Raw genomic sequence first — 24,070 nt, 5'->3', positions numbered from 1 at the left:
CAGGTTCGCAAGATAAACTAGTTTAGGGCTAAAGTGGTTTTTACATTATAAAAACTAATGTGCAACATAAGTTTGCCACTGTTTGACTGAGTATTCTTTTAAGCGTTGTAGAGCGAAAACGGGTTCGCACTCAGTACTATAATTGCTTTGAGTTTAGTTCCGAATGCGAGTTCCCAACATAGGTGTTTGGGATGACGTTATAGAGATTCTTGACTCGCTAGCGCGTGGTAATGTTGCTCTAGGCGAGTAAAAGTCGCAACGGAAGTCGGGGTTGCATAGGCTTTGAAAATCATCAGCACCCTTAAAACGCCTTCATAAAGTGTCGCTTTAGTAATGGTGGACGTGCTGGATTGTGTGAGTTGATAACCAATCCAAAAGCTGACGATCATCTTAATGGTATCCGCCAGTGGCGTGATTTTGTCAGCATCGACACACAGAAATCCATCTTGTGTGAGTTTATGCAGCACATGGCTTGAACGCGTTAAGACTTGCTGCTGTGCGTGCAAATAGCGTTTTTTTAGTTCTTCATCGCGGGCGAGAATATCCGCAAGATTGGCGTACATAAAACGGAATTGCCACAAGGTATAGAACATAGCATCGAAGTAGCCGATTAACAGTTCTACATCCACTTGCTTATCTTCATAGGGTTGGAAACCCGATTCGAGATGATTCTCATATAGACTGAAAATACAGCGGATAATGTCTTCTTTATTGCGAAAATGGTAATAAAGATTCCCGGGACTCATATTTAAGTGAGCGGCAATGTGATTGGTGGTGATGTTTCTTTCGCCATGCTCGTTGAACAGTTCAAGACTGGCATAGATTATTTTGTCGCGGGTTTTCATAAGTTATCCAAATTGCTAGTGAACGCCACATAATTGATCAAAGAAAGCTAACCAACGACCGCCGAACTGCTGGTAAATTATCCCTAATTTGGTGCATATGCTAACATTGCCGCTATTCATCAGGCAAAACTCATAAGCACGTTTTTAATGAATCGTTTTCTCTATTCCACGATCTTATATTTATTATCCCCTTTGCTAATCGTCTATTTAGCATTTCGTGCTATTAAAAGCCCTGATTACCGCGGTCGTTGGGGGGAACGTTTTGGATTAACCCGACTTAAATCGACGGATTTACTGGTCCATTCTGTGTCTATGGGCGAAACGCTCGCGGCAATCCCATTGATCCGTTTGATTATGCAATCACACCCTGAGCTAAGCATTACGGTTACCACAACCAGCCCAACAGGGTCTGCAGAAGTGCGCAAAGCCTTTGGTGACTCAGTGCAGCATTGTTATTTGCCCTTTGACTTACCTTGGTGTGTGAGGCGTTTCTTGTGCCAAGTCTCGCCTAAGTGGTGTGTGATTATGGAAACTGAGCTGTGGCCTAACTTAGTTGCTGTTGCTGCCAAACGCGGTGTGCGCTTGATGTTAGCGAATGCCCGCCTGTCGGCCAAGTCGGCGGCGCAATATGCTAAGCGCCCTAAACTCAGTCGACCTATGTTGCAACGACTCGATGTTATTGCGGTGCAGACTCAAGTAGAAGCGCAGCGTTTTATCGAGTTAGGTGTATCGCCGGACAGAGTGACAGTATGCGGTAGCTTGAAGTTTGATCTCAGTATTACGCCTGAGCGTTTAGCCAATGCCAAGCTGTTGCGTCAGATTTGGGGGCGTGAAACCTCGCCGATTTGGGTCGCAGGTAGTGTGCATCCTGGAGAATTTGACGCCATGCTCATCGCCCATAGGCAATTATTAGCTCAGTGGCCCGATGCCTTGCTGATTATTGCACCGCGTCATCCTGAGCAGTTTTCTGCCGTTGCTGAGGTTGTTGCCAGTCAAGGTTTTGAATTAATTCGTCGCAGCAGTAATCTTCCTGTGACGGCCACGACTCAAGTGCTGGTCGGCGATACCATGGGTGAACTTCTGACCTTTTATGGCGCGGCGGACCAAGCCTTTGTCGGTGGCACGCTGATCAATAATGGTGGCCATAATCCCTTGGAGCCTGTTGCTATGGGCGTACCTGTTATGGTGGGGCCGAACCATTGGGACTTTGCCCAAATTACGCAGATGTTGGCGGATGCTGGTGGGTTAAGGGTTGTCGCTTCGGCGGATGAACTTGCCGCTAACTTGATTGAGTATTTTGCTAAACCTGAGTTACGCCTGCAGGCGGTGAACGCGGGATTGGCTGTGGTTGAGGCTAATCGTGGTGCCTTGCAACGACAATTTCTTCTCGCGCAATCTTTAATAACCGCTTAATTCAACTGGATAATTTGTTAAGTGGATCAGGCACTTTGCATCGCCGTTTGGTAGCCCTGCAGCAGTGATGACCAGTTATCAGCGGTGAAGGCAAGGTTTGGTAGCTTGGCTTGTTCTTTATTAAAGGAACGTAACAGTCTGTCTAGATTCGATTGCTGCCATTGCGGGCTCGGTGTTTTTAACTCGCCGCGGTCGAAATCGATAAGATAAAACCGCTCTGGCGTTATGGGTGCAGTTTGCGCTGGCTGGAACAGAATATTTTTGGCATTGAGGTCGGCGTGGTACACACCACGCTGGTGGAAATGGGCGATGCAAGCCCCTAATGCTTGCCATTGCTCAGTGCTCATGACCTCTTTGCCGAGTTTAGCGACTAAATCTTCGGCGCCTTCGACCCGTTCGATAATGATATCGGCGCGGTAAAATAATCCATCGCGTACTATGTTGGCGGCAATCGGCTTAGGTACGGCAAAATCCTCGTGATACAAAATGTTTAATAAGCGTAACTCGCCCATGGCGCGGGTATTTTCGAGGCCAGTATAAACGTAAGCGTCTTTGCTGAATTTCTCCATTAAGCCGCCACGCCAATAATGACGTAACACCCAATGACTGTGCTCAAATGCCACAAACCAAGTGGTGTAGCGGCCTTTGGATGAACCGACGACAGCATTTTTAGCCCGCCAAAAATCCACCGAGAACCACGCGGGATCGATATCTGTTGGCGTATCTTGGCAAACTGCCATGTAACCTTGGGCGGTTTTTATGAGCTGTATCTGAGCATTCATCGGAGATTTGTTGACTTAAGCGTGGCACCTAGGGCCATTCTACATTAAGATCCTTAGCTTGCGCCAAATAACCTTAAGAGCTTTTAGCTTCAATCCCAATGAGTTTAAATCCCAATACCATGAATTCTCTTTGTTTGCTTCGCTTATCCGCTATCGGTGACGTCTGTCATGCCGTGGCAATGGTGCAGGCGGTTCAGCGGCAATACTCCGAGCTCAAAATCACATGGGTGATCGGTAAACTCGAATATCAATTATTGAAACATTTACCCGGCATTGAGTTTGTTATTTTCGATAAATCTCAAGGATGGCGCAGCTATTTTAATTTGCGTAAGGCCTTAAAAGGCCGACGTTTTGACGTGCTGCTGCATATGCAGGTTGCGCTACGTGCTACCTTGGCTTCATTAGCCATTTCGGCAAAGGTGCGCATAGGCTTTGATCGTGCCCGCGCTAAAGAAGGTCAGTGGCTAGTGACAAATCATAGGGTGGAGCCCTTGGCCAAGCCCCATGTGCTCGAAGGATTTATGGGATTCGCTAAGGCGATTGGCGTTAACGATCTCACTCCTCAATGGCATATTCCTGTGCCAATTGCGGATACTGAATTTGCCCAGACGCAGATTAAAGACAATGAAAAAGTCTTTATCATTTGCGCTGCAGCCAGTAAGGCAGAACGTAACTGGTTACCAGAGCGTTATGCCGCCGTTGCGAGCCATGCGATTGCGAAAGGATTTAGAGTCATGCTTTGCGGTGGCCCAACTCAGCTTGAGAAGGATTTAGCCGAGCAAATTTTGCAGGCGTGTCCTTCTAAAATCGATAATTTAGTGGGCAAAACCAGTCTGACTCAATTATTGGCGCTGCTAAAACGCGCAAGCTTAGTGTTAGCACCAGATACGGGCCCTGCGCATATGGCGGTTACCCAAGGTACTCCTGTCATTGGTTTATATGCCCATTCTAATCCTGGGCGCACAGGTCCTTACCTATCGCAGCAATATGTGGCGAGCGCCTATGATGAGGCAATAGCATCCCAACATAGCGGCGAAGTTAAGTGGGGCACTCGCGCCAAAGGCGAGCATTTGATGGCTTTGATCAGTGTTGAAGCCGTGATTGAGAAGTTTGAGCTGGTGGTTCAGCAGACACTCAGTTAAGGCTTGTTAGTATCAGCATTCTTGTTCAGCACTCTTGATGTATCGCTGCGTTAGCGGTTTGTATTCAGAATATCGTTTAGGAGATAAATCATGCGGATAGCCATTGCCATTGACAGTTTAGCGGGTGGCGGAGCCGAAAAGGTCATGATTACCTTAGCCAAGCAATTTATTCGCTTAGGGCATGAGCCGCATTTTTTAGTCATGGAAGATAATCGCTATTATGAAATCCCAGATGACTTACCCATTCATCAATGTTTTGCCCCTAAGGATAAAGATTTCGACCATTTTGGGCGATTGAATGCTTCGGTTAACAAACTCAGCGCAAAAATCGCGGAAATTGAATCTCAAGTGGGCAAGTTTGATTTGTTTTTATCAAATTTAGATAAAACCAATTTAATGATGACCAAAACCGGTGTTTCACCGCTTTATGTCATAGTCCATTCCTCTGTAGAAGAAGAGTTGAGCCGCCAATTTAAACTGGGACCGTTTGCTTATTTCAAGAAGCTAAAATCCAAAAAAGCGCTCAATGGCCAGCATTTGATTACTGTCTCAAATGGCATAGCAAAGGAGATTAAAGATAAAGGTCGTTTGCATCCAGCATCTATGCAAACTATCTATAATCCATTTGAATTTAACGAAATCACATTTCAATCACAGCAAGATAATCCACAAATCCCTCAGGGAGATTATCTTATTCACGTCGGTCGCTTTGCTAAGCAAAAGCGCCATGATGTGTTGTTTGAAGCCCTCAAGCTCACGCAAAATCAACTTCCTGTCGTTCTCTTGTGTCATAACCACAAAAAAGCGATAAAAGCAGCGAAAAAGTTTGGTATTGAAAAGCGATTAATTATTCCCGGTTTTCAAAGTAATCCTTTTCCATGGATTAAGCAGGCTAAGGCATTAGTGCTCAGCTCTGATTTTGAAGGTTTACCGACAGTCTTGATTGAATCTTTAGCTTGTGGGACTCCTGTTGTGAGCACTGATTGCCCACATGGACCCAGTGAGATTTTAACCGGAAATTTAGTGCCTTATCTCGTGCCGCGTCGTGATCCCAAAGCGTTAGCTAAAATGATAGACGAGGTTGTTAGCTTGCCGCCATCCCTCGAGCAGGTTGAGATTTTGGCCAAAGTCGATGCGACCTTAATTGCCGAACAATATTTAGCGTTGGCAAAATAATTTATTCGTTTGTGTTTTAGGAGCATGCTTGTGGAAGAAGCCAAACAAGCCAAAAGACGTTATTTATTTTACATAGCGCAAAACTATTCCTATGCGATGTTAAGGCCACTTCAACAAGTCATTTTGGAAAGAGGTGATGAGGTTAGCTGGTTCTTAGAGGGAAATGAGGTCGATCCTAAGTTTTTAAAAACCGATGAACTGCGCTTGCAGAGCATCGATGCTGTGAAAGCGTGGAAACCAGATGCGGTATTCGTCCCTGGGAACGTTGTCCCTCGTTTTATTCCTGGGGTTAAAGTGGGCGTATTCCATGGATTTAATGCGGGTAAAATGAATCATAAGGGCCGAGAAGATCACTTCGAAATCAGAGATTGTTTTGATTTGTATTGTACCCAAGGCCCTGCGACGACTCTGCCCTTTCTGAAACTAGAGAAAAAGTTTGGTACTTTTACTGTCGTTGAAACGGGATGGCCTGCGCTCGACCCCCTATTTCTTGAGAATAAAGATAATCCTTATATCAAAGCTGATGACCCAAGGCCTGTAGTACTCTTTTGCTCAACATTTTCCCCAAGTTTGACCTGCGCACCTGTGGTATTTGAGCAGATTAAAGCCCTGTCGCAAAAGAGCCAATGGCGCTGGTTAGTGCAATTTCATCCAAAGATGAATCCTAAGATTGTTGAGCAGTACAAGGCTTTAGAAAACGAGAATTTACAGTTTGTTGAAACTGATAATGTGATCCCTTTGCTGCAGGCGGGGGATGTGATGTTGTGTGACACTTCATCGATTCTGTTGATGTTTTTAATGCAGCGAAAACCAGTGGTGACCTTTAAAAATCAGTCACCGAAAGATCATTTAATCGATATCAGTCGGGTTGAGGATATTGAATCTGCATTAACGCGAGCACTGAGTCGTCCTGATGATTTGATGGCGCACATCCATGATTATTGCAATCAAATTCACCCTACGGGCGATGGTCAATCTAGCCAGCGAGTTTTAGCCGCAACAGATGCTTTGATTGATAAAGGCACAGATTGGCTAAAACCTAAACCATTGAACTTGTTGCGCCATTTTAAGATGCGGCGCAAGCTAGGTTATTGGAAGTTGTTTTAGCTAGTTGTCGTTACTTATGGGCCGATATTGAAATATCGGCCCATTTTGTTAGCCTTGCAGTTTCGTTTCTTCAACCAGTTTAAAGATGATTTCTTGCATATTTTTCTGGAAATCTTCAATACTGTGGTTTGCTTTGATGTAGTCAACTGCCTTAACCGCGAGTTCTTGTCTTAGTTGTTCGTTTTCCATCAGATGGCGTATACCATCGACAAATAAATCGACTTTATCAAAACCATCTCCGAGCACTGTACCTGTAAATACGCCAAATTGACTCGTCAGCTCGTCGGGGTCACGGCAACTGACGAGAAGGGTGCCATAAGATAACGCTTCTAAGAAAGAAATTGGTAGAGCTTCGTGAATTGAAGTGTTGACTAAAATTTTAGCATCTTTGATTAGCTGGTTTTTTCGATCGCCTTCTACATGCCCTACAAAATGTAGGTTGGGAATATTTAGGTAGTCATTCATGATGGACTGATTTTTCTTTGACTGCCTAAATGACTGACCTAGCATGAAAAATTCATATTCAGGCATCAGTTTAGCTATCTCGCAAAATAACCAACCACGTTTGACTGACTCAATTCGTCCCAGAAAGATAATGTGATTTTTCTTCGGGTGTGCTTCTACATCGAAATTATGATCGATCTCGATAGGATTGGGTAAATATTTGATTTCTGTTTTATCATCGAGATTGTAGAGATCTCTGGCTTTACGATCTAAAAAGCGTGCCTGAGAAATAAATGAGACTTTCCCTGCCGCCCAAAGGTCATGAACAAACTGATAAATATTACTGTCCCAATAACTTTTCTCAGGGAAAAGTTTTACGGTATTAATTTCATCCCATTCATAATCAGGTCTTGGATCTTGAACCCAAAATAGGAGTTTTTTATCAATATTGGGAATGGTTTTTAGAATGCGATATGAGTGGGTTGTCATTTCTATTGACAGAAATATATCGTAATTCTTCTTTTTCAGAAACCTAATATTAAGGAAATCCATAAACTTAGCAGCTAAGCGATAAACTTTAATGCCATCGATCATATAGCGACGAGGTATTAATCTTTGCTTGCTGCAGTCTTTTTTTATCAGCACTTCTACTTCAATATTTTCGTTGGGTAAGTGTTTGGCGATTAAGTGGCGTGCTAGAAAACCGTATCCACCATACACTGTGCCTGTACCACCAAAGTACTCATCAACTAATAAAGCCACTTTAAGCTTACTCATTACTACCCCAAAAAATCATTTATTGCTAATTCTACTTAGGCAGAATTATTTGATGGGAAGTATTTTGATATTTTTCAAATAGACTATCAATGAATTTATTTATTCATAAATACAGAATGGTTAACCTTATAATAAACTGTTTTATCGATGTTCAATAATAGTAATTATACAGGCTAAATGTATTGTATTTCTGTGTGTTATTACTCTTTGTTTGATGCATTTGTTAACGTCTTGTGTTTTTTAATCCAATTAAAACGAGCTTTCATACTGTATCAGAGTGTAACAGGTGTTGGAGGTTAAGTAGAAACTCTACTTATATTCAATAGAGTTTCTACTTTTTACCGTATAAAGATATTTATTCGGCTAAGTTCAAATATTGCTTTGCAATATTTTGACTATCTACGGCTTTAAGAATAGCAAGGTCTTCAAGCGATGGAGGCGATGCCAGACATTCCAGAGCCTTTTGTGCCAACAATGCAGGTTGGCGAACGGGAACCAAATATTTAGCTAAATGTCCGGTAAGGATTTCATTCGGGCCGTGAGGGCAGTCAGTGCTTACGACGGGGGTGCCACAGGCCAATGACTCAATGACTACCGTTGGCAAGCCTTCAAAATCTGAGCTCAGTAGCATTAATTCTGCGTTGGCAATCCAAGCATAGGGATTATGTTGAAAACCGGGTGTGATAATTCGGTGCTCAACACCGTATTTTTTGGCTAATTTACGCGCTTTATTTGGTCGATTACAGAGAAGCACGAGTTTAGGTGCTGTCGGCATATCCCTCAATGCTTTGAAGAGAATGTCATGGCGCTTTTGACGAGTGACTCTACCCACATGGATCATATAAGGCTCATTGGGAATTTCGGCGATAACTTCTTGAGTCTTAATTTTTATTTCTTCTAAGCGAAAAGGGTTGTAGATGGTTTGCACGCTCTGGGGTTTTAACCAAGAAGTGGCTCTGAGTTCGTCGGCAATACCATTTGAGACTGTGATGATTTTTTTGCCGATCAGAGCCTTGGCTTTTTTCCATCTGCGCCAGAAGTGTACTGGACCGCGTTTTAACTCCATCAATAACTCTTGTTTTAACGCACAATGACAGAAGTAGTAGCAAGGATCGAAATGACAGCCGGAAACAACAACATCGCAGTCAGTTGAATTACTTAGAAAGAGTGAAAACTTGCCCGTTTTTTCGGCGGCGCTCACTTTAGCTTTGAGTTGTTGTATCTGCTCCTGTAGCGAAGGTTTTTGACCCGCTTCAAACAGATAATGAATGGTCACATTTTGCGGAGGTATAAAATCGCCTTCCTTGTGAAACACAAACAAATGCACATCTTGTCCTGCTTCCTGTAACACTTCTGCCTGCGACAAGGCGACTTTCACTGTGCCGTTGGAGAAAAAGTTATGGCAAAAAATCGCGATTTTCTTCATATATGCTCTTCTGCGTGTCTTCAAACGTCGTTTTTAAACCTAACACTGCTCAGTGTATATCGTTAAATAGGGGAGCAACATTGTATGTGGTCGGTTTTAATTTCGTGCAACATTATACCTGTTCGTGCCTTTACATGGGCTTAATCAATAGCGTTCTTGCTTATTTTTAAGTTTTTTATCGGTATTTAAAGTCGTTTTTGCTGCGATTATTCACTCGCTTGGCTAAAACGAGTAGACTGGCGAGCAATGATTTTTGGCATCCATGTGAGTTGAGTCAGCAAAGTGCATACAAGAGCTATTTATCCAGGAACTTTTGATCCTATCACCAATGGTCATGCAGACTTGATTGAGCGTGCGGCTAAACTGTTTAAACATGTGGTGATTGGCATTGCGGCTAATCCTTCCAAGCAGCCTAGATTCACCCTTGAAGAGCGAGTTGAATTGGTCAATCGGGTGACTGCTCATTTGGATAATGTTGAGGTGGTGGGGTTTTCGGGGTTGCTAGTGGATTTTGCCAAGGAGCAAAAGGCCAGTGTACTTGTGCGTGGGTTACGCGCGGTATCCGACTTTGAATATGAATTCCAATTAGCAAATATGAATCGCAGATTGAGCCCTGATCTGGAAAGCGTGTTTTTAACGCCTGCCGAGGAAAACTCATTTATCTCTTCAACCTTAGTAAAGGAAGTCGCTTTGCATGGTGGCGATGTGAGCCAGTTTGTTCACCCTGAAGTAACTGCTGCATTGGCGGCAAAGCTTAAGTTGGTTAAACCTTAGATTTTACCTGCGAACTAGATAGTTTTTACGTAGGAGTTTTGTGTTAACTTTGAGGCATTGTTGCCTTGTGATGATACTTAAAAGGATGTTATGAAGGCTTTTTTTTCCCCCACGATCCTTGCTACTAGCATTGCCTCTGGCCTATTTTTTTCTTCAATGCTTGCTGCTGCACCTTGGGTCGATGCCTCTGATATATATCTTAGAGCTGACATTCAAGCACTTGCTGATGCGGGTGTGATCACTGTGCCAGTGAATACTTATCCATTGATGTGGTCAGGTATTGGTGGTGATTTAGCGAAAATTGAGCCTGAGCTGCTTTCTCCCTCTTTAGTACAAGCCTTTGCACGGGTTAATTTTTATTATCAAAATGCTGTCGATAATCGTGGTAATGCACGGATAAAAGTATCGGCAGCATCTGATCCTGCTCGCTTTCAACATTATGGTTCTGACTATCGCGAGAAAGGTGAAGTGCTGGGCTCCTACGAGTATTTAGGATCGCGTGTTGCTTATAAGGCGACTGTGGCAGAAACCTATGATCCGCAAGATAATAAAAATTTCCGCCTTGATGAGTCTTATTTTGCCATCATTTTTGGCAATTGGATCGCAACCTTAGGCGCGGTTGAGCAGTGGTGGGGACCGGGGGTTGACTCGGCTCTACATCGTTCTAATAATGCCCGCCCTATGTCATCGTTAACCTTGAGCCGTAACAATGCCGCGGCTTTTGAAACACCTTGGTTATCTTGGATTGGCCCTTGGACCTTTAAAACCGGATTTAGCTTAACTGAAGTGGATCGTGCTGTGCCTAAGACGGCTGAGTGGGATATGCGCTTAAGTGCAAGACCGATTAAACAGTTAGAAGTGGGATTGTCTTGGTCGACCTTATTTTGTGGTGAGGGCCAAAATTGTAACTTTGACTCTTGGTGGGATTCGGTTGCGAGTAATGCTGTTTGTATCGATGGTACAAATGATTGTGCGCCGAATGAGCGCCGCGATGCAGGCCATAGAACTCAAAGTATTGATATGCGTTATGCCGATACTTTGCAGGATATCCCCGTTGGATTATATCTCGAACATAGTTGTGAAAATGGTAGTGACTGCGGCTCACTTTGGGGTATTGATACCCATTTTGGCAAATCGGGTAAGCAGTTTAAGTTGTTCATGGAATATTCGGACACCTATGTAAAATGCGATGGTGATAGTGCCAATTGTTTCTATGAGGATCCTGTCTATCTGAGTGGTGCTCGCTACTATGGTCGTGCTTTGGGTTCTACCTATGATAGTGATGCACAAGTGTTTGTGGTTGGATTAGTTGGCCAGTTTAATAACAGCCGTGGTTTTACCTCGTTGTTGCGTTATGCGAAGCTGAATAAAGATGGCTCCAATGTGGCAAACACTTGGGCGCCACAACCGCCAAAAGAAGATTTATTGATGCTGGAGCTTTCTTACCGTATGCCAGTGTGGAAAGGCATGTGGAGCTTAGGTGGAACAGTATCGAGATCGGAGTTTGAAGTTCAAGAAAATGATACCAATGCCACGCTATTTAGCAGTTTTGAGTATCGTTTTTGACAGCTGTAATTGATTAAATAACGAAAAATGCCAAGCACTTGCTTGGCATTTTGGCTTATAAATAACGTAATATTAGCGTGTTTGGCAAATGCCACAAAATACTGTGGTGCGTTGGCCTAAACGGATTTCACTCAGCAAGTTACCGCAGCTTGTGCAGGTTTCACCGCCGCGACCATAGACATGCAGTTTTTGGGCGAAGTAGCCGGGCTTGCCATCGGCATTGGTGAAGTCTTTCAGCGTGGTGCCACCCTGTTTAATGGCGTGGGCTAAGATTTGCTTCACTTCTGCAACTAAAACGGTCAAACGCTCGATATCGATTTTACCTGCTTCGGCCTCTGGGTGAATGCCCGCCGCAAACAGGGCTTCATTGGCGTAAATGTTGCCCACTCCCACCACGATATGATTATCCATCAGGCAGAGCTTGATCGCTTTTTTCTTGCCCGCTAAAGCTGCCGCTAATTGTGCGACATTAAAGGCATGGGTCAGTGGCTCCGGCCCCAATTTGGCGAGTAATGGATGGGCTTCTTCTGGGAGTTCACACCATAGCCAAGCACCGAATCGTCTTGGATCGTTAAAACGTAAAATGCGGCCGTTGGCGAGCACTAAGTCGATATGGTCATGCTTTTCCACTGGGGTATCGTGGGGCAAAATCCGTAAACTCCCCGACATGCCTAAATGCACTATGCTAGTACCCGCGTCAGTGTCGATTAATAGATACTTAGCACGGCGTCGCACTTGGCGTATGACTTGGCCGATAATCTGTTTGGCTATGTCAGGCACTGGCCAGCGCAGCGAACCATTGCGGATCACAAGATCAACCACGGTTTGCTCGACAAGGAAGGGTGCAATACCCTGACGGGTGACTTCAACTTCTGGTAATTCCGGCATGGATTCTTTCTTATCTTAAGTAAAATGGGGCGGCATTAAGCTGCGGGTTTCGCATCGAGGATCGGTTGCAGTTTAGATCTTAAACTCGGTGGTACTAAATACCAATTACCTGCGGGAGACTTTAAGGCGCCTTCATTGGGAAAATAGATCCACAGTTGAGCATCGCGGATATCTGCAATCTGGATGACTAATTCTTGTGGATTATCTGTGGTTTCTGGCGCGGCGGTTAAGGGGGATACCCGTATGGTTTGCCACGCCTTTGCCCATTCATCACAGTTGAGGATTTTAGTGTCGCACTCCCATTGTGATGCTTGCTTGTGCAGCCATAACCCGTCGAGTTGCAGCTGTGAAAGCGGTGCATTATCGTCAAACAGTCGCTGAGCATCACTCGGAACATTATTGGTTTTGTTATCCATAAAAGTCAGCACGGCGACCATAAAGGCGCAGGCGACTATGATGATGTTATTCCATTGCTTACGAGTTAAGGCCATAGAAATGTGTGACGCTAAGTATGGGGTGATGCTTCGAGTTTATCACGGCCAAATTGAGATGCTAGCCCTTAAGCGATGGAGTGGTGATGCTTAACCGCCGGTGGCGTTCATAAAGCGTAGGATTTGTACCTGATTATTGCCAAAGTCATGCTGCTTAGGTTTGAGATTAATTCCCGCGAGAATAGCGACTTTTAATCTTTCAATATCAGCCGGAAATTCCCTGACTATGCTTTTGAGATCAACAGCATGTTCATTGCCTAAACACAGCAGTAATTGGCCTTCGACTGTGACGCGCACGCGATTACATTCGTGGCAGAAGTTGTGACTGTGGGGCGAGATAAAGCCGATATGGATTGGGCTGTCGGCCATAGTGTAATAACGTGCTGGGCCACCGGTACGTTTGTTGGAAAGCTGTAGCGGATAGTGACTATTGATGATGGCTTTTACTTCATCGCTGCTGCAATGACGGGCGCGTTTCCGCTCATCCATTTCGCCAAGTGGCATTTCTTCGATAAAGGCGATGTCTAAGTTACGGCCACGGCAGAAATCAACTAAATCAATAACTTCATTATCGTTCTGCTGTTTTAAAATCACCGCATTAATCTTGATACGTTCAAATCCCGCCGCAATAGCCGCATCAATACCATCGATGACTCTGTCTAATTTGCCGTTACGCGTTAGCTGAGTAAACAGTGTGGGGTTTAAGGTATCTAGGCTGATATTGAGGCGCTTTAATCCTGCATCAAACATGGGTTTAGCGAATTTTGTCAGCCTTGAACCATTGGTGGTCATGGATAAATCCGTCAGCCCAGGCAGCTTACCAAGCAGACCCACTAGCTGGTCGCAATCGGTGCGAACTAAGGGCTCACCGCCGGTCAGGCGAATTTTAGTCACACCAAGCTCGGTAAAGGCTTGGGCAATCCAAGCTAATTCTTCGAGGTGGAGTACGTGGTCCTTTGGCAGAAAACAGGGATCTTCCGTCATGCAATAAACACAGCGAAAGTCGCAGCGGTCGGTGACCGAGAGCCGTAAATATTCGACCTTACGGCCAAAGGAATCCACAATTAGACTCATAAAAAACTCACTGGATCCTATAGCAGATCCGCAAAGGGTTGAATAAATACAGTTTCACCTGCATTCACGGCTTCTGCATCATCCCCTATGATGATGAGGCAATTCCCTTTAACCATTGAATTTAACATCCCAGAACCTTGGTTGCCCGTGCTACTCACGTGTAGGCGTCCATCTTTACCAAGCTGATAAATCCCGCGAATAAATTCGGTGCGGCCTTGGCGGCTTCGTAGAGTTTCATCACTTATTGCAGGGAATAGCTGCGCTTGCCAATTCACTTCACCTGCTAATTTTCGTAAAGCGGGCTGCACAAATTGCAGGAAAGACACCATGACTGCGACTGGGTTGCCAGGTAGCCCGAAGAATAAGCTGTCATTTACTTTACCAAAGGCGAGTGGCCGACCCGGACGCATGCTAATCCGCCAGAAATCAATTTTTCCGAGGCGTGCAAGCACGGTTTTGATGTAGTCCGCATCGCCGACAGACACGCCACCCGAGCTAATGACGACATCAGCAAGGTTGGCGGCTTTAGCGAGAGTTGCTTCAAGGGCGGCTTCAGAATCTTCGATAATGCCTAAATCGATAACGTCACAACCGAGACGTTTTGCCATCGCTTTGATGGTAAAGCGGTTTGAGTCATAAATGCAGTTAGCTTTGAGTACTTCGCCGGGCTGGCTCACTTCATCGCCGGTGGAGAATACTGCAACAGTTGGGCGGCGATATACACTCACGTGATTGAGCCCGAGTGAGGCCAGTAAACCTTGTTCGGCGGCGCTTAGGCGAGTGGCTTTTGCAAGTGCGACTTGGCCTTGAGCAATATCTTCTCCTGCGAGGCGAACGTGTTGGCCAGAAAGAATGCGGCCTTCAAAGCTAACAATGCCATCTACTTCCTTGGCAAGCTCTCTGGGCTGCACAGTATCGGCACCTGCAGGCACTGTTGCGCCCGTCATGATACGCACGGTTTCGCCGACCATAAGCGTGCCCGAATATTGATGACCGGCAAGAACCTCTCCCACCAATTTTAAGGTGGCAGGCATTGGGTCTTGATAGACAAAGGCGTAGCCATCCATCGCCGAATTGGTTTGTTGTGGCACGTCAACGGGAGAAATGCTGTCGCTGGCCAGTACGCGGTTATCTAAGGCGTCTAACTCGATGTCTTCAATCTCTGCCACAGGTGAAACATGGGATAAAATTTGCGCTAAACCTTGGCTGACGCTGAGGTTTTTATTGTCGCCTATGGCGCAGGCATCCACTGCCGAAATGGGGTATTGGAGTGGCGCTTTCCAGTTTTGGGTGTACTCCATCACAAAATCGGCAATTTGGCTGACATTGTTGAGATCGAGTCGGCGCAGCTCACTCGGGAGTGCGTCGTTTGGCAACTGAGTGTCATCACAACAGGCGATGGCGAGGATATTCTCATCTTGGGTGTAGATAAAAGGTTTGCCGTGGGCGGCGCGGTGCAATTCAATTTTAGGTAATGCGAGCTTTTTAAAGCCTTCGACGAGGACAATATCGACTTTGTTGGCTTCGATTTGCTTGAGTAGATGGACTAACTCAGGATCGCCATCGCGCGCATCTTCTGTCATCAGCGCCCAGCGTACATGGGACGCTACCAGCATTTGTCGCGCGCCAGCCTTGCGCATTTCGTAACTGTCTTTGCCGGGAATATCTACGTCGAAATTATGGTGGGCATGTTTGATTACGGCTAAGCGCAGGCCACGTTGATTTAATTCGGGGATCAATTGCTTGAGTAAGGTGGTTTTCCCCGTGCCACTGTAGGCACAAAATCCGAGAACGGGAATAGCGAGCGGATTGACGAAGGGGTTACTCATTTGCACCTCTAATATGGGTTATTGGAGCCTTTTTAGCTATTGGGTGATTTCTATCGCTAGTCGTTGTTTTTGTTCTGGCGTATTCACATTCACAAAAGCATTGGGCTGGTCGGCGAATGACGCTACGACGAAGTGATGTTTGATATACCAAAAGTCCACTTTACGCTCACCCGCCTCAAGAAACGCTTTCATCGAGTCACGTAAGCTAGGTTTTAAGAGTAAAACAACGGGTTGTTCATACTCACCGTCACTGGCGACAGCAATCTCGGCTTTTTCTGCTTCAATTGCTGCCAACATACGCGGAACAAGGTCGAGTGGCAGGAGTGGACAGTCGCAGGGCACTACCAACAAGTAGTCCGCATCTGTTTGGCCCATAGCGGTGATCATACCCGCTAAAGGTCCGAGGAAACCACTATGCTCGTCACTTATCACCTTAAAACCGAACTCAGCATAACGTGTTTGGTTACGATTTGCGTTGATCAGGATCTCCTTAACCTGAGGTTTTATTCTATCTATTGTGTGCTTAATCATGGCTTCGCCGTTTAATTCGACGAGACCTTTATCGTCGCCACCCATGCGACGGGCCATACCACCGGCGAGAATAACGGCATCAATTTGCGATGACATACAAAGGCTCCTGTGCTGGCAAAGATTCAGGCTGTTGATAAGAGGTCATCACGCGCTCACCTTCTATGTGCCACTGTTGTTCGCAGATGGCGGTTAGCGCGCAATTCTGATGGCTACTCAGTAACATTCCTGTGCCTTCGTGTTTGAGTTGTTGGATCATTTTCAATACTAGCTCTTGGGAATCCTTGTCCATATTGGAGGTGGGTTCATCGAGCATTAATAGTTTAGGTTGTAGGATCCAAGCGCGCGCAATCGCGAGGCGCTGTCTTTCGCCGCCAGAGAGATTACTGGCCCTTGCCTGCAGCAGCGACCCTAGCTGCGCCATCTCAATCGCTTGAGTAATCCGCTGTTTCGCCTTGGCTTTTGTTTCTGAGCTGAAATTCAGCCCATAGGTGAGATTATATTCCACTGTGCCGTCGAACAAATAAGGATGTTGGTGCAGATAAACGGCCTTACCTAACAATGGATTGCGTCGCCACCAAGCATTTTTGGCAAAACCGACAGCCTCAATATGGCCTTTGGTTGGTGGCATTAAGCCCGCCAGAATTTTCATCAAGGTTGATTTGCCTGTGCCATTGTCGCCTTGCAGATAAATCACATCTCCTTGGCAGAGCGATAATACGTCGGCTTTGAATAACAGGCGCGCGCCAAAGGACATTTCTACGTCACGGGCGATCAGTTTGACCTTAGTCATTGCTTAGTGGCTCCTTGGCATGGCTTTGCCGCGTAAACTACCTAAGGCAAAGTTGAGGATCAAGGCCAAGATTAGCAGCACTAGCCCGAGGGCGATAGCTTGGGCAAAGTCACCTTTGCTGGTTTCAAGTGCGATTGCGGTAGGAATATTACGGGTCACGTTTAAAATATTGCCGCCGACCATCATAGAGCAGCCGACTTCGGTCAGAATGCGACTAAACGCTGCGACAATCGCAAGCAGTAAGGGCATGCGCAGTTCTCGGCATACTGTCCACACTGCACGGCACCAAGAGGCACCTAAGGTGCGTGAGGTTTCCCAAGCTCTGCGATCAACGCTAGTGAATGCGGCTTGGCTCATTGCAATTAGCACGGGGGCACAGATGAACATTTGCCCGAGAATCATGCCTTCTTGGGTAAATAACCATTTTAGATCGCCCAGAGGACCGTTACGCGTTAGCAGTAAATACACGAGTAGACCGATAACCACTGTAGGGATTGATTGCAGAGTTTGAACTAAGTTAGTGACTATCCATTTGCCGCGAAATGGTGCAAACGCCAACACAAAGCCGAGCACCATGGAAGGAACAAGCGTGATCAGCAGTGCCGCGAAAGAAACCGAAAACGAGATCGAAATGATGGACCAAACGTCAGGGTCTAAAGAAAACAGCAGGCTTAACGCCTGCTGTAATAGTGCTAGCCAGCCGTCGTTCATTCGCTATAAGTTGCCTTGAACAATTGCTCGCCTTCGACTTTGAAGTTGTTGATCATGCTTTGACCTTCTTTGCTGATCAACCAGTCGCTGAATGCTTTAGCGCCTTTGTGGTTCAGATCTGGGTATTTAGCAGGGTTGATGAGAATGACTTGGTATGGGTTGGCTAAGGTTTTACCACCATCGAAATCAACGGCAAGATCGAGCTTAGTTTTATAAGCCACGAAAGTACCACGGTCAGACAGAGTGTAACCTTGCATTTCGTTTGCCATCAGCAGGGTTTTACCCATGCCTTGACCTACTGAAGTATAACCTTTGAAGTTAGGAGTAACATTTGCCGCTTTCCATACTTCTAACTCTTTGATGTGAGTGCCTGAATTGTCACCACGAGAGATAAAAGGTACGCCTGATTTTGCCATTTTAACGAAGGCTTCTTCGGCCGTTTTGCTGTCACGGATTTTTGCTGGGTCGTTTTTAGGGCCAAGTACTACGAAATCATTTTCCATAATGCCGCGGGGCTCAACACCAAAACCATCGGCGACGAATTTAGCTTCGGCGCTAGGCGCGTGAGTCATGACTAAATCCACGTCACCTTGCTCACCTAGTTTCAGGGCTTTACCTGTACCAGTGGCGATGACTTGAACCTTGTAGCCTGATGCACTTTCGAACTTAGGTAACAGTTCTTTCAATAGGCCTGAGTTTTCTGTGCTGGTGGTGGTGGCTAACTTGATAATTTCAGTCGAGTGAGCGGGTAAAACAGTGAACATACTGGCTGCAACAACCAGTCCCAGTAATGACTTCATATGAGATTTCATGTTTAGCATGGGTACTCCTTGGCGGAAAATAGGATTCCAACTCAAATGCCTACTGAGTGGAAGGTCTCGTAAATTGTAATACGTTCGGTTGAAAGCAAGTTAGATGCCAAGCTGAGAATGCGGTCATTTTCTTCACAGCTTAACCTAATTTGTGAGCTTGATCGCAAGCTTAACAAATACTCTACAGACAAATTGTCTCAGGACAAACTTCTGATGGTTCATAGTGACCTATTCATCTATTTTCAGTGCTAGAATTGGTCGCAAATGAGTCAAAATGTCCAGAAGCAGACAATATGAGCCAGATAGATAATAACCTCAAGCCTCTTCCATCGGCAGTATCGGTACTGATTGTTGATGATGAACCCGGAATGCGGAGTTTTTTAAATAAGGCACTTTCGAAGAAATTTGCCTTAGTTGAAACGGCGGGCAGTATCGAAGATGCGGAGCAGCTGCGTAGCCGTTGCCATTTCGATTTGCTTATCGTCGACATTCGTCTGCCTGGTCGTTCGGGTATCGAATGGCATGAAGCGTTGGATGAGCAGGGGCGTCGTTCGGACATCATTTTTATGACCGGCTATGCTGACATGGAAGTCGCGATTACCGCGCTACGCGCGGGTGCTTCTGACTTCATCATGAAACCTTTCCACCTCGAACAGATGATGACTGCGGTCGATCGCTGTATCGAACGTCGCTTGCTTAAACGTGAAAACTTGATGCTGCGTCGTGAGGTTTCAATCGGTTATTCATCGACCATTATTGGCAGCAGTGAAGCCATGAAGTCGGTGAAACATATCATCGAACGTGTGGCGCCGACCAATGCCGTCGTCTTGATCCAAGGTGAGTCGGGCACAGGTAAGGAATTAGTCGCACGGCAATTACATTTGCTCAGTGGACGTCAGGGACCTTTTGTCCCAGTTAACTGTGGCTCTATCGCCCCTGAACTGCTCGAAAGTGAATTGTTTGGCCATACCGCCGGTGCATTTACGGGGGCGAAAGGCAATCGTGAAGGTTTATTCAGTTTTGCCTCGGGCGGGACGATTTTTCTCGATGAAATTGGCGAAATGCCACTGAAAATGCAAACGGCTTTACTCCGAGTATTAGAGCAAAAAGCGATTCGTCCTGTGGGCAGCGAGAAAGAAGTTAACATCGATGTGCGAGTGATCGCGGCCACTAATCGTACTCTGATTGATGAAGTGGATGCAGGGAATTTCCGTCGAGACTTATATTATCGGCTGAATGTGCTTGATATTTTAATCCCGCCATTACGTGATAGACCCGAAGATGTAGTGGAGTTAACCCATCATTTCACTCGCCAACTTGCCGCTGAATTAGGGGTAAGAGAAGTCGTGTGGAGCCATGAAGATATGGTGAAACTACAGCAACACGAGTGGCCTGGTAACATTCGTGAACTGCGCAACATGATTGAGCGTTGTATTTTGCTGGGCAAACCGCCAGCGGAATATTGGAAGCAACAGCTGAAGAGTGAGTCTTTATCCACATCGGGTTATCCATTGGATTGGCCATTGAAAGACGTGGAAAAACACCATGTGACCAGTGTTGTGGACTTACATTCTGGCAATAAGTCTGCCGCGGCGAGGGATTTAGGCGTTTCGCGTAAGACCTTAGATCGCAAGTATAAAGAGTGGTTTGATTTTAGTGGCGAACAGGAGTCATAGGGTGTCATTCTTCACTCACTTTTTTGGTGTCAGTTGGCAGCAAATGCAGGCCAAGGTGCGCTATCGCATATTAATCCTGACGTTACTGCCCATTCTACTGACACTGGTGAGTTTAGTGTTTATCACTATTTACTGGAACATCAGTTATACAGGTAAGCAGCTGTTTATGAAGGTTAAAGCTGACTTATCTGTTGCCGAAAACACTTTGCAGCAAGTGCAAGTACGCCAAGAAAAACAACTTGAACGTGTGGTGACGTCTTGGACCTTTCAAAATGACTTTAGGCCACTTTTCAGTGGTAAAGAATTAAGTGGCGAAGTCAGCTACCGAGCCAGTATTGATGCTTTTCTCCTTGAACAGAAAAAACAGCTAAATCTCGATTATCTGCGTTTAGTCAGTGTTGCCGAAGCGGCCGCAGACCCAGATTTACGCCAAATCCTTCCTAAGTTAGACGGTTTATTACCTTACTCCGGCTTGATGGTGCTGCCGCCCGAGCGTTTAGCACGTATCGACCCCGAATTGGCTATCACTGCGAGCATTCCGATAGTTGCAACCTTGCGGGCGCAGAGCCCCGTTAAAACCGTTGAAGAACGTGGTTTATTGAGCCGTAGCTTATTGCCCGTCCCTGATATGGAAGGCAAAGTGACTTGGTATCTCGATGGTGGGATCTTGTTTAATCGCGATACTCGAATTGTCGACCACATTCGTGATCTGGTATACGACAAAGGCACCTTGCCCGAGCGTTCCATCGGTACTGTGACCATCTTCTTAGATAACATCCGTATTTCCACCAACGTGCCGCTGCATTTTTATCCCACAGGCAATGAGACGCTGGGCCGCGCGCTTGGCAGTTTAGTATCGGAGGAAGTGAAAGACAAAGTGTTAACTCAAGGTGAGCAGTGGGTCGATCGCGCTTTCGTATTTAACGATTGGTTTATTTCCGCTTATGCCCCCTTGGAAGATGTTCGCGGCCAACGTGTCGGTATGATCTATACCGGCTTTTCTGAATCGCCATTTATCCATAATTATTTACTCAATATCATAGAGCTAGGCACGATTCTAATGTTAGTGCTGTTGGTCTCTGGCCTGCTGGTTTATCGCGGTGCTTATAGTTTATTGCAGCCAATTGAACGTATTCACCATGTTGTACAAGCTGTGCAGTCGGGGCGCAATATTCGTATCGGCGCCTTAGGATTAGATAGGGATAATGAGTTATCGAACCTAGCCGAGCAATTTGACAGTATGCTTGACTTGCTACAGCGTCGAAATGCCCAAATTCAAGCGGCTGCAGAACAGCTTGAAATGAAGGTTGAAGAGCGTACTCGCAGCCTGCAGGATAAAACCTTAGAGCTGCAACGTAACGTGGCATTACTAAACGAAACGCGTCAACAGCTCGTCACTAACGAGAAGCTCACTGCTCTTGGCGAATTGACCGCAGGTATCGCCCATGAAATCAATAATCCGACTGCTGTAATTCTTGGCAATATGGAATTACTGCGCTACGAACTTGGTGATAATGCTGAAGTAGTAAAAGAAGAAATTGATCTAGTCATTCAACAGGTTGGGCGGATCAGCACTATCATCCGTAGCCTGTTACAATACAGCCGACCTGGCGAATTCAACGCACCACTAGAAATGCATCCGATGACTCCTATTATCGAAGAAATGTTGGTGTTGGTGCGACATTCGATTCAAAAACAAGAAGTCGTGCTGATCACTGAGTTGAACGCCAGTTGTCCAGTACAGGTTAATCGTCCGCAGTTGCTGCAAGTCTTGATTAATCTGGTGGTAAACGCGGCGCATGCGATGGACGGTAAAGGACGTATCTGGGTGCGAACCTATGACTGGGTGCAGCAAGATATGCCGATTGGCGTCAAAATCGAAGTGGAAGATGAAGGCTCAGGGATAGCGCCAGAGCAGCTTGGACGGATATTCGACCCTTTTTATACCACACGTAAGGATGGCACTGGTTTAGGTCTTTCGCTCAGTTACGGCATTATCAAGCGGATTGGTGGCACGATAGAAGTGAGTTCAACTTTGGGTAAAGGGTCTTTATTTACCATAGGTTTGTATCATGAAGCGAAGGAAGATCAGCAAAATAATCCCTACGATGGCTTACACTTTGCGGGCAACTACAGCGATATGTCTGCAGATTAGTCTTATCCCGTTAGATAGACATTGTGTTGTATTTGGCTGATTAAGTTTGAATTAAAATATGTCGAGCGATTGCTGGCTTTGTATTATGTGGCTTTGCATTACTGATTTTTAGGCAAAAAAAAGCCGGATGATGAGTCCGGCCACAAAGAGTGTGTGTGAGCAATGTCGTGCTTGCAAACTCAGGAGCTCCATAACAACGTCGATTACCAGTCATCGTTGTTAAAGATGAGTTTTGGAACGCACGTTAACGATAATCATTCTCAATTGTGTTTGCAAGCTATTTATTGCAAAAAGTGCACATCTTTACAAATATCGTTTTGCTCTCATCCATTAACGGTTTAGATCGACTTGCACAGATACAGTTTATGATCGACTAAGCTTTTAGGATCGGCTGTCAGTTCAGTAATTAAATATTGATTACAGATCAATAAATTAAGCATCGCAGGGAAGCGGTTCAGCGTTTTCACTTGAATATGATTATATCCTTGGCGGCGCGCCCAAGTTTCTTGATATTCGAGTAGACTCTGCGCTAAGCCTAAACGTCTAAAGTCGAATGCTACTCCACCCAACCAGCTGTAAAATATGGCTTCTTCTTGCTCGTAACCCAGTTTAAAACCCGCAAGTTCACCTTCTACATATGCGACTAAGATCAAACATGTCTTGCCCTGTAAGCGCTGGTCCAACACTTCGTTTGTGAGTGGGTGATCGAGCTCAGGGATTTGTTGGCTAAGTTGGATAAGCTGAGCGGCTAACTCGGGAGTCAAACTTGACTCTGCTTTAATTTCAATAGAATACATAGTTTACTCTCATAAAAAATCAGCCCCACTCGCGCGTTAACAGGAGCAGGGCTGAGCTATTAACTGGTTAAATTATAACAGGTCTGGCCAGTTTGGTTAATTAGGAAATTGATTCTTGCGGATTGGCTCGCAAAATCTTGTCCTGTAAGACTTTTAGCAAAACACCGTATGCCGGTAGGAAAAGGCCTAAGCTCACGATTAGCTTAAAGCCGTAATCGACTGTAGCGATTTCGGGCCAATTGGCTGCCATAAAGCTATCGGAAGAGGCGTAAAAGGCGATACTAAAAAAGACTAAAGTATCGACCAGATTTCCAACTAAGGTGGAGGCTGCAGGGGCGACCCACCAAGAGCGACTGGCTCGAATACGGGCAAAAACCTTAATATCCATCAACTGACCAATCAAATAAGCCGCGAAGCTGGCAAAGGCAATTCGGAACACAAAGGTATTCCACTGTGCAAGTGAATCAGCACCTTGAAAGCTGCCTTGATGGAACATCACTCCCATCACGTAGGAAATCATCAAAGCGGGAATCATAGCTTTGAGTATGATGCTGCGTGCGGCTTGTTGGCCAAAAATACGGACAGTGAGATCTGTGGCTAAGTACACGAACGGAAAGCTGAATGCCCCCCAAGTTGTGTGGTAGCCAAACAGTTGAAATGGCAATTGTACTAAGTAGTTGCTGACGCAAATAATCAGTATGTGAAATCCTACTAATAGGAATAAAGCGCGGCGAAGCTGCGCTGTGGTTAACATTAACATATGTGGCCTTTTTAGTTGTGTAGGGCGGGGTGAGGGAACCCGCTAATATTCAATTTATTATGTTTACGACTTTATTGCCGGTGACAGCGTGCTGAAATCGGGTC

22 protein-coding genes are annotated in these 24,070 nt (G+C 45.6%); 8 read left to right on the top strand and 14 right to left on the bottom strand.

From position 1 onward, the window contains the following. Nucleotides 1–197 precede the first annotated feature (197 nt). On the bottom strand, nt 198–845 hold the full coding sequence (locus KO533_RS12570) for a TetR/AcrR family transcriptional regulator (RefSeq protein ID WP_113940155.1): 648 nt from the start codon (nt 843–845) through the stop codon (nt 198–200). 147 nt (nt 846–992) lie between these two features. Here KO533_RS12570 and waaA point away from each other — a divergent pair, with 147 nt between their 5' ends. Continuing rightward, the gene (gene waaA / locus KO533_RS12565) at nt 993–2,258 is read left to right on the top strand and encodes a lipid IV(A) 3-deoxy-D-manno-octulosonic acid transferase (protein ID WP_219254446.1); all 1,266 of its coding nucleotides are present in this window, start codon (nt 993–995) and stop codon (nt 2,256–2,258) included. Nucleotides 2,259–2,284: 26 nt separating this feature from the next. On the opposite strand, the gene KO533_RS12560 is transcribed toward waaA, so the two are convergent. Beyond that, nucleotides 2,285–3,040, bottom strand: coding sequence for a 3-deoxy-D-manno-octulosonic acid kinase (locus tag KO533_RS12560; protein ID WP_219254443.1), 756 nt, complete (start codon nt 3,038–3,040; stop codon nt 2,285–2,287). Nucleotides 3,041–3,138: 98 nt separating this feature from the next. On the opposite strand from KO533_RS12560, the gene KO533_RS12555 reads away from it, so the two are divergent. From KO533_RS12555 to KO533_RS12545, 3 genes are all read left to right on the top strand, one after another. Further along, nucleotides 3,139–4,182, top strand: coding sequence for a glycosyltransferase family 9 protein (locus KO533_RS12555; RefSeq protein ID WP_219254441.1), 1,044 nt, complete (start codon nt 3,139–3,141; stop codon nt 4,180–4,182). Nucleotides 4,183–4,272: 90 nt separating this feature from the next. Continuing rightward, the gene (locus tag KO533_RS12550; protein WP_173248443.1) at nt 4,273–5,358 is read left to right on the top strand and encodes a glycosyltransferase; all 1,086 of its coding nucleotides are present in this window, start codon (nt 4,273–4,275) and stop codon (nt 5,356–5,358) included. Between the two features lie 30 nt (nt 5,359–5,388). Continuing rightward, on the top strand, nt 5,389–6,465 hold the full coding sequence (locus tag KO533_RS12545) for a CDP-glycerol glycerophosphotransferase family protein (protein ID WP_105250750.1): 1,077 nt from the start codon (nt 5,389–5,391) through the stop codon (nt 6,463–6,465). Between the two features lie 48 nt (nt 6,466–6,513). On the opposite strand, the gene KO533_RS12540 is transcribed toward KO533_RS12545, so the two are convergent. Next, nucleotides 6,514–7,686 carry a glycosyltransferase family 4 protein gene (locus tag KO533_RS12540; RefSeq protein WP_173497803.1) on the bottom strand — a complete coding sequence of 391 codons (1,173 nt, stop codon included), beginning with the start codon at nt 7,684–7,686 and terminating at the stop codon, nt 6,514–6,516. 355 nt (nt 7,687–8,041) lie between these two features. Then, nucleotides 8,042–9,112 carry a glycosyltransferase gene (locus KO533_RS12535; RefSeq protein ID WP_105250748.1) on the bottom strand — a complete coding sequence of 357 codons (1,071 nt, stop codon included), beginning with the start codon at nt 9,110–9,112 and terminating at the stop codon, nt 8,042–8,044. 282 nt (nt 9,113–9,394) lie between these two features. Here KO533_RS12535 and coaD point away from each other — a divergent pair, with 282 nt between their 5' ends. After that, nucleotides 9,395–9,886, top strand: coding sequence for a pantetheine-phosphate adenylyltransferase (gene coaD / locus KO533_RS12530; RefSeq protein ID WP_105250747.1), 492 nt, complete (start codon nt 9,395–9,397; stop codon nt 9,884–9,886). Nucleotides 9,887–9,976: 90 nt separating this feature from the next. Next, on the top strand, nt 9,977–11,452 hold the full coding sequence (locus KO533_RS12525) for a capsule assembly Wzi family protein (protein WP_219254439.1): 1,476 nt from the start codon (nt 9,977–9,979) through the stop codon (nt 11,450–11,452). 72 nt (nt 11,453–11,524) lie between these two features. Here the strand turns inward: KO533_RS12525 and mutM are convergent, their stop codons facing one another. From mutM to KO533_RS12485, 8 genes are all read right to left on the bottom strand, one after another. After that, a complete protein-coding gene (gene mutM, locus KO533_RS12520; RefSeq protein WP_071940241.1) occupies nt 11,525–12,340 on the bottom strand; it encodes a bifunctional DNA-formamidopyrimidine glycosylase/DNA-(apurinic or apyrimidinic site) lyase in 816 nt (271 codons plus the stop codon). A 35-nt stretch (nt 12,341–12,375) separates the two neighbouring features. After that, a complete protein-coding gene (locus KO533_RS12515; protein WP_219254437.1) occupies nt 12,376–12,831 on the bottom strand; it encodes a hypothetical protein in 456 nt (151 codons plus the stop codon). A 90-nt stretch (nt 12,832–12,921) separates the two neighbouring features. Beyond that, nucleotides 12,922–13,905, bottom strand: a complete 984-nt coding sequence (moaA, locus tag KO533_RS12510) for a GTP 3',8-cyclase MoaA (RefSeq protein ID WP_131524425.1) — start codon at nt 13,903–13,905, stop codon at nt 12,922–12,924. A gap of 17 nt (nt 13,906–13,922) precedes the next feature. Further along, nucleotides 13,923–15,734 carry a bifunctional molybdopterin-guanine dinucleotide biosynthesis adaptor protein MobB/molybdopterin molybdotransferase MoeA gene (locus KO533_RS12505; protein WP_219254435.1) on the bottom strand — a complete coding sequence of 604 codons (1,812 nt, stop codon included), beginning with the start codon at nt 15,732–15,734 and terminating at the stop codon, nt 13,923–13,925. 36 nt (nt 15,735–15,770) lie between these two features. Then, complete coding sequence (mobA, locus tag KO533_RS12500; RefSeq protein ID WP_113940167.1) at nt 15,771–16,361, bottom strand: molybdenum cofactor guanylyltransferase MobA; 591 nt, start codon at nt 16,359–16,361, stop codon at nt 15,771–15,773. Next, complete coding sequence (locus KO533_RS12495) at nt 16,345–17,055, bottom strand: energy-coupling factor ABC transporter ATP-binding protein (protein WP_113940168.1); 711 nt, start codon at nt 17,053–17,055, stop codon at nt 16,345–16,347. Before KO533_RS12495 ends, mobA begins: the two co-directional genes overlap by 17 nt. 3 nt (nt 17,056–17,058) lie before the next feature. Next, nucleotides 17,059–17,766: an ABC transporter permease gene (locus tag KO533_RS12490; RefSeq protein WP_105250740.1), complete on the bottom strand. Its 708-nt coding sequence runs from the start codon at nt 17,764–17,766 to the stop codon at nt 17,059–17,061. Then, nucleotides 17,763–18,587, bottom strand: a complete 825-nt coding sequence (locus KO533_RS12485; RefSeq protein WP_219254433.1) for a substrate-binding domain-containing protein — start codon at nt 18,585–18,587, stop codon at nt 17,763–17,765. The genes KO533_RS12490 and KO533_RS12485 overlap by 4 nt, the downstream gene beginning before the upstream one ends. 284 nt (nt 18,588–18,871) lie before the next feature. On the opposite strand from KO533_RS12485, the gene KO533_RS12480 reads away from it, so the two are divergent. Next, entirely contained in the window at nt 18,872–20,254 is a 1,383-nt protein-coding gene (locus KO533_RS12480) for a sigma-54 dependent transcriptional regulator (RefSeq protein WP_105250738.1), read from the top strand. 1 nt (nt 20,255) lies between these two features. Further along, nucleotides 20,256–22,409 carry a cache domain-containing protein gene (locus tag KO533_RS12475; protein ID WP_219254430.1) on the top strand — a complete coding sequence of 718 codons (2,154 nt, stop codon included), beginning with the start codon at nt 20,256–20,258 and terminating at the stop codon, nt 22,407–22,409. A 338-nt stretch (nt 22,410–22,747) separates the two neighbouring features. Here KO533_RS12475 and KO533_RS12470 read toward each other — a convergent pair whose 3' ends face one another. Together KO533_RS12470 and KO533_RS12465 are read right to left on the bottom strand one after the other, a co-directional pair. Beyond that, a complete protein-coding gene (locus tag KO533_RS12470) occupies nt 22,748–23,206 on the bottom strand; it encodes a GNAT family N-acetyltransferase (protein ID WP_219254427.1) in 459 nt (152 codons plus the stop codon). Between the two features lie 100 nt (nt 23,207–23,306). Continuing rightward, nucleotides 23,307–23,966: a 7-cyano-7-deazaguanine/7-aminomethyl-7-deazaguanine transporter gene (locus tag KO533_RS12465; RefSeq protein ID WP_105250735.1), complete on the bottom strand. Its 660-nt coding sequence runs from the start codon at nt 23,964–23,966 to the stop codon at nt 23,307–23,309. Between the last annotated feature and the right edge of the window lie 104 nt (nt 23,967–24,070).

This window comes from Shewanella sp. NKUCC05_KAH (assembly GCF_019345585.1).
Classification (GTDB): Bacteria; Pseudomonadota; Gammaproteobacteria; order Enterobacterales; family Shewanellaceae; genus Shewanella; species Shewanella oncorhynchi.
Note: the sequence above shows the minus strand (reverse complement) of the source record. Positions and strands in the feature narration are given on the sequence as shown.